This window comes from Pseudoalteromonas sp. GABNS16E (assembly GCF_028598715.1).
In the GTDB taxonomy this organism is placed as follows: Bacteria; Pseudomonadota; Gammaproteobacteria; order Enterobacterales; family Alteromonadaceae; genus Pseudoalteromonas; species Pseudoalteromonas atlantica.
This window is the reverse complement of record NZ_JAQREZ010000096.1, coordinates 1-6722: the sequence shown is the minus strand read 5'-3', so window position 1 is coordinate 6722 and position 6722 is coordinate 1. Positions and strand designations below refer to the sequence as shown.

Annotated in this window: 6 protein-coding genes and 1 pseudogene; 4 read left to right on the top strand and 3 right to left on the bottom strand. The window is 39.6% G+C overall.

All coding sequences use genetic code 11. From position 1 onward, the window contains the following. Window positions 1-252 precede the first annotated feature (252 nt). Window positions 253-1629 (top strand): L-serine ammonia-lyase, encoded by a 1377-nt coding sequence (locus tag PSI06_RS20420; RefSeq protein ID WP_004589403.1) that lies wholly within the window; start codon window positions 253-255, stop codon window positions 1627-1629. Between the two features lie 71 nt (window positions 1630-1700). Here the strand turns inward: PSI06_RS20420 and cysB are convergent, their stop codons facing one another. After that, the gene (gene cysB, locus PSI06_RS20415; protein WP_004589402.1) at window positions 1701-2678 is read right to left on the bottom strand and encodes an HTH-type transcriptional regulator CysB; all 978 of its coding nucleotides are present in this window, start codon (window positions 2676-2678) and stop codon (window positions 1701-1703) included. 293 nt (window positions 2679-2971) lie between these two features. Between cysB and PSI06_RS20410 the strand changes: the two genes are divergently transcribed. Continuing rightward, the gene (locus PSI06_RS20410; protein WP_004589401.1) at window positions 2972-3730 is read left to right on the top strand and encodes a hypothetical protein; all 759 of its coding nucleotides are present in this window, start codon (window positions 2972-2974) and stop codon (window positions 3728-3730) included. A gap of 250 nt (window positions 3731-3980) precedes the next feature. Here the strand turns inward: PSI06_RS20410 and PSI06_RS20405 are convergent, their stop codons facing one another. After that, on the bottom strand, window positions 3981-5273 hold the full coding sequence (locus PSI06_RS20405) for an NCS2 family permease (protein ID WP_004589400.1): 1293 nt from the start codon (window positions 5271-5273) through the stop codon (window positions 3981-3983). Window positions 5274-5390: 117 nt separating this feature from the next. Between PSI06_RS20405 and PSI06_RS20400 the strand changes: the two genes are divergently transcribed. Further along, window positions 5391-5846, top strand: a complete 456-nt coding sequence (locus tag PSI06_RS20400; RefSeq protein WP_273604752.1) for a tetratricopeptide repeat protein — start codon at window positions 5391-5393, stop codon at window positions 5844-5846. A 283-nt stretch (window positions 5847-6129) separates the two neighbouring features. After that, window positions 6130-6564 (top strand): SulA-like leucine-rich domain-containing protein, encoded by a 435-nt coding sequence (locus PSI06_RS20395; protein WP_029774255.1) that lies wholly within the window; start codon window positions 6130-6132, stop codon window positions 6562-6564. 63 nt (window positions 6565-6627) lie between these two features. Here PSI06_RS20395 and PSI06_RS20390 read toward each other — a convergent pair. Further along, window positions 6628-6722: pseudogene (locus PSI06_RS20390) on the bottom strand (IS5/IS1182 family transposase); the annotation flags it as partial.

The window sequence follows — 6722 nt, the reverse complement described above, 5'->3', positions numbered from 1 at the left end:
CATGGCGTTATTTAAACAAGATACAACTAAAACAGCCAGTATGGCGAGAAAAAAGAAAATGGCAGGGCTAGACGATGATTATCGCTCAACCCTGTTAGAATCTGGGATTAAAATGCGCTAGCCGTGAAACAGCTTGCCCTACCAGTGTAAAACTTACGGCCAAATAGTTACATAATATAGAATTAACGTTATGATACTCGACCGTTCAAAGAACAGCTTTCGGGCTGAGTAAATAAAGTAGAGACCCATAGTATGATCAGTGCATTTGATATGTTTAGCATTGGTATTGGCCCATCGTCGTCACATACCGTTGGCCCAATGCGTGCCTCGCGCTTATTTGTTAATGACCTACAAGAGCAGCAACTTTTAACCTCTGTTACCGATATAAAGGTAGAGCTTTATGGCTCACTGGGTCAAACCGGCGTAGGCCATGGCTCTGGTAAAGCCGTTATATTAGGGCTTGCCGGCTATGACCCAGAAACAATAGATGCCGATTTAGTTGACGATATCCTTGCCACTATTGAAAAAGAGCAAGTGATATACCTCAACCAAACCCATAAAGCGAACTTTCCTAAGCAAGGGGCTATTGTTTTTCATCGCCGCAAAACCTTACCTAAGCACTCTAATGCAATGGAAATTATTGCCTCAAATAATGGCGAAAAAGTATATAGCAAAGTGTACTATTCTATTGGCGGCGGCTTTATTGTTACCGATGAAGAATTTGAAAACGAAAAACAAGCAGCCCTTGATATACGCGAGCAAAACCCGGCTCCTTACCCGTTCGAAAGTGCAAAAGATTTACTAGAGCTGTGTAAAGAGTCAGGCTTTAGTGTATCTACTTTAATGATGCATAACGAAAAAACGCTGCGCAAAGAAGACGATATTAAAGACGAGTTGTTTAATATTTGGCAAGTAATGAAAGCCTGTATTGAACGTGGTATGCGCACCGAGGGAATTTTACCAGGTGGTTTAAAAGTTAAACGCCGTGCACCTAGTTTGTATTTAAAGCTAAATGTAGAAGTGAGTAATGACCCACTCAGAGCAATGGATTGGGTGGATTTATTCGCCTTAGCCGTAAATGAAGAAAATGCCGCAGGTGGGCGCGTAGTCACGGCGCCAACAAATGGTGCTGCGGGTATATTGCCGGCCGTTTTAATGTACTACCACACATTTATTAAAGAAGTGGACCGCGACATAGCCACACGCTATTTATTAACCGCAGCGGCGATTGGTATTTTATACAAAAAAAATGCCTCTATTTCGGGCGCAGAAGTAGGCTGCCAAGGTGAAGTAGGTGTTGCCTGTTCAATGGCTGCCGGCGCACTCACCGAAATTGTTGGAGGTAATGTAGTACATGTTGAAAACGCCGCCGAAATAGGCATGGAGCATAATTTAGGCCTAACCTGCGACCCTGTAGGCGGATTGGTACAAGTACCGTGTATTGAGCGCAATGCCATGGGCGCCATTAAAGCAATTAATGCCTCTCGCCTAGCAATACGTGGCAGTGGCGAGCAAAAGGTGTCGCTTGATAAAGTGATTAAAACCATGCTCGATACTGGTAACGACATGAAAACCAAATATAAAGAAACCGCACGCGGTGGATTAGCGGTAAACATTATTGAATGTTAAGCGTATAAAAACAAAAAACCGCGGATTTTAGCAATACGCGGTTTTTTAGTATTTATATACTTAAAGTCTTACTATTTTACCGGCAGTTCTATGTCGGCAAATAACGCATCAACATCATCTTGATTACGTAATAAGCTTGCTCGCTCTACTCGCTCTTTAGTTAAATGCGGGGCAAAACGCTCAATAAAATCATACATATAAGTACGTAAAAAACTGCCCTTTCTAAAGCCAATTTTAGTTGTGCTAGCTTCAAATAAATGGCTGGCATCAATACACACTAAATCTGTGTCACTTAATTGATCAACGGCCATTGAAGCGACTACACCTACACCTAGCCCTAACCTTACATAAGTTTTAATTACATCGGCATCGGTTGCAGTAAACACAATGTGCGGCTCAAGGCCGTGCGCGTTAAATGCTTTATCAAGCTCAGAGCGCCCAGTAAACCCAAATACATACGTAATAAGCGGATACTGCGCTATATCGGCAACGGTTAAATTGTCGGCCTTTTGTGCTAGAGGATGATCTTTTGCCACCACAATGCTGCGGTTCCAATGATAGCAAGGCAGCATAACTAAATCTGAGTATAAATGAAGTGCTTCAGTTGCAATGGCAAAATCTGCATCACCGCGCGCTGCTGCATCAGAAATCTGTTGTGGTGTACCTTGATGCATATGCAGCGAAACAGCTGGGTATTTTTTCATAAAGCCCTGAATAACACTTGGCAAAGCATAACGTGCTTGCGTATGTGTTGTGGCTATATTTAGTTTACCCTGATCAGGCAGCGTATGCTCATTAGCAACCGCTTTTATACCTTCGACTTTAGATAAAATTTCGCGAGAAATGTTAATTATTTCTTCGCCGGCACCTGTAACATGCGTTAAATGCTTACCACTGCGGCCAAAAATTTGTACACCTAGCTCATCTTCAAGCATGCGCACTTGTTTAGATATACCAGGCTGTGAGGTAAATAAACTCTCAGCAGTTGCTGATACGTTTAGCTTATGGTTTTGAACTTCTACGATGTATCTAAGTTGTTGTAATTTCATGGTTGCAGTTTTTAACGTTATTATTAAGCTTATATGATGGTAATACTAAGCAAAACCAAGTTTAATTTAGTTAAAACTTGGCAAAGTAAGCACGTATATTTTCATTATTTAAGCATTAAGGCTAGCATAATAAACCCGCTGCAGATAGCGATGTTTATTCAGGTTCAACTTATAATACATTATTCTTATATCTAATTTTTAACATATTTTTAAGTTAATCAGCGCAAAGCTACCCTCAAAGCATATATTTGATGTAATATAAAAAAATAGATTATGAATCCGAGAATTAAGCCATGATCGTTTCGATTATAATTGTGCTTATAGTGGCACTGATAGTGATTGCACTGTGGGTAAGCGCTGTACAGCAGCATAAAGAAAAGCAAGAAATTGAACGTCGCAAAGAATTAACAAAACAAAAAGCGATAATTGAAGAAACCGAAGAAGCACTTATGAATAGCGCTAATATTCCGCTTTCTGAAAACATTATACGCGTTTTACAACGTAGATGTTACGAAGCACTTAACGCTATGATGAACCATTCACCTAATTCTAAAGCATTAAAAAGCAGAATGAACGAAGCTAAAGAAAAGCTAAGTGGTGCAGTACAAGGTAATAGCAGCGACAATTTATCGTTACCAAGTAACGATAAGCAGTTAGTCTCGTTAATTCAGGGCATAAAAAAGCTTAGAGTTATTATGCGCTCTGAGCACAGTAAAGGCCGTGTAGATAGCCAAGTATTTGCAGCAGAAGATAAACGCCTTGAAAAGTTACAACTTAGAATCAACATAGAAAGCCAAATTAAACGCGGTTTATCTGCTCGTTCAGCGAGCATGGTGGGCTCTGCTAGGCAATATTTTGAAAAAGCCTATGCCACACTTAGTGCCGTTACCTATTCTGATGAATACGTAAACGCAAAACGCCAAGAAGTTGAAGCCTATTTAGAAGAAATAAGCACCGAACTAAAAGCATCAAATGCCACTGCCTTGAAGAAAAAAGCAGAAGCAGAGCAAGATGACTTAGACGTACTATTTGCACCTAAAAAGAAATGGTAATTTTAAATACCCAAAAGAAAGCCCATATATAATGTATGGGCTTTTTTGTATCTGTTAAGCTTTTACCAATGGGTAAATACTAACGTATTTTGAGGCACTACCTAGCGCTAACTACGTTATAAACGCTCATTTACCACAACATAGATACGCAAGGTATAACAATGCAGTGGCAATGAGCGATAGCCACTAAATAATAAATGTTTACCCACCCTCAAGCTAAAACTCTAACTAAAAGAATGGGTATTAACTATTACGATAGAAATGCAAACTTGATAATAAATAACGCTGTTAAAATCCACACGCTAATACTAACCTGATCGCGTTTACCACACAGTACTTTAACCGCAGTGTACGATATAAAACCAAGAGCAATACCATGCGCAATAGAGAATGTAAGCGGCGTCATAAGTAGTACCACACTTACCGGAATTGCATCGCTCATGTCATCCCAGTTTACAAACTTAAGGTTTTGCAGCATTAATACCGCAACGTATAAAATAGCACCCGCTGTTGCATAAGCCGGCACCATTTGCGCAAGCGGCGCAAAAAACATCATTAGTAAAAAGCATATACCCACAACAACAGCTGTTAAGCCAGTACGCCCACCAACCGATACACCGGCTACAGACTCAATATAAGAAGTAGTGGTAGAAGTACCTAACATTGCACCCGCAATAGTAGCTGTACTATCGGCACTTAAAGCACGCCCTAAACGTGGCATATTGCCTTTTTCATCGGCTAAGCCTGCTTTTTGAGTTACCGCAACTAACGTGCCTGATGTATCAAATAAATCAACAAACAAAAACGCAAAGATTACACTCAGCATAGAAAGCTCAAAGGCCGCTGCAAAATCAAGTTGCATGAAGGTAGGTAAAATAGACGGTGGCATTGACATTACGCCGTGGTACTCAACTAAGTCGAGGCTTAACGCAATGCCCGTTACTAGCAAAATGCTAATAAGTACGCCGCTTTTTATATCACGATAAAGCAAAGCAGCAATGACAAAAAAGCTTAAAATAGCTAATAAAGGACCTGCCGAAGTAATATCGCCAAGCTGTACTAATGTAGCTGGGCTTGAAACAATAATGCCTGCATTTTTAAGCGCAATTAACGCTAAAAACGCACCAATACCAGTGGCAATAGCCTGCTTTAAAACCAAAGGAATAGCATTAATTATCCACTCTCTGACCTTAAACAAACTTAATATTAAAAATATACAACCAGACATAAATACCGCACCTAATGCAGCTTGCCAGCTATAACCCATGCCCAGTACAACACCGTAAGTAAAAAATGCGTTTAAACCCATGCCCGGCGCAAGTGCTAAAGGGTAATTAGCCCACAATCCCATAATAAAACAGCCAATAGCAGCCGCAATACAGGTAGCAACAAATGCAGCACCTTGATCCATGCCTGCTTCCGCAAGCATTGCAGGGTTTACAAATACAATGTAAACCATAGTAATGAAAGTAGTGATTCCAGCAATGCTTTCGCGTCGCACATTGGAGTTATTTTCGCGGAGTTTAAATAGAGCTTCGAGCATAATAGACTTGTGATAGTAAAAAGTGACGTGATTTTACCATAAAATTAAGTATAAACAGGACATTTTACCTTTCGATATACTAAACTGTTGACGTAGAAACTATAAAAAAGAAAATATATGAATAAGACTCAGCCTAGCAGACAAGACTTAGAGCAGCAATTAAACAATATTTTAGATTTTGTAACACAGCCTACAAACCACAGCGCTGAAAACAAGAGTGATGTAAGTGAGCAAACAACACTTAACAAAGCACTGTATTATTTAAAGCATAACCAGGCACCGTTGGCAGCTAAGTGGATGCGCCTTGCCGCAATGGCCGGAAATCATCGCGCCCAGTTTTATTTAGGGTTATTTTTTGTCAAAGGCCAAGGCGTACCAAAAAGCGTATTTCACGCAGCAGCATGGCTGAGTTTAGCCAGCAGCCAAGGCTATGAACCGGCAACCGTTGCTTTAGATGATTTAAGAAAATATATCGACACCAAACGTCTTAAAGACGCTCAGTGCTATGCAGCCAGTTTGTATGAACAAATCCACCAAATTCAGTTTGCCCACTTAATCCCAAAAAATGACTAACTACTGTATAGCTAACAGCTAAGCACTGTAAAACACACTAAAATAACTGTATAGCCATCCCTTAAGTACTGTATAACGCTGCTACACTTTATACAGTACTGCAAACACCCTCAGCATTCACTTATACGCCTCAAATTGTAACCTATTGTTTTTAATGTGTTATTTTTATTATTTATTTTTTAAAACAATTGATTGTATAAAAAATAACAAAAAACGCTTGCACACAACAACTGTATAAACTACTGTATACATGTACTGTATATAAACCCAGTGAGTGAGACCTATGCTACAGCCAATTACCGTAAGAACCGTTAAAAGCTACCAACAACATAATGAAAGTGAGTCGGTAAACTTAATAAAAGTAGAAGATGAAATTTCTGCTACGTTTGAGATGCTAAAAGTGTTGCACCAATACAATAGCTCTAACGCGTGGACCTTACTGATTGCGCCCGACCATGTGCCTAGTAAAGCCTTGCTAGATAGCTGCTCTATAGATACCAGTAAACTGCTTGTAATAAGACAAAAGCATTTAGTAAATTTAGAGTATGTGCTTAATTCAGCACTTCATAATGGCAACTTTGCAGCCATTATTACGTGGACCGATATAGTAAGTGAGCAGCAGCTTGTTAATTTATCGCTTAATTTAAACAAAAGAAGCGCTAAGCTATTTTGCTTTACTAAAAAAACCAGCACTACAGCAATATCACTTACTCAATAAGCTTGGTAAAATACATTTTTAATTTATGTTAATTAGGGGCTGTTGATCTTTGTAGTACATATATCAATCAGCCCACATTGGTAGCCACATCATAGTAAATGCTAAAGCGAGCATTGAATGATAATTTCGTTCAAGCTTTTCATACCGCGTGGCTATCC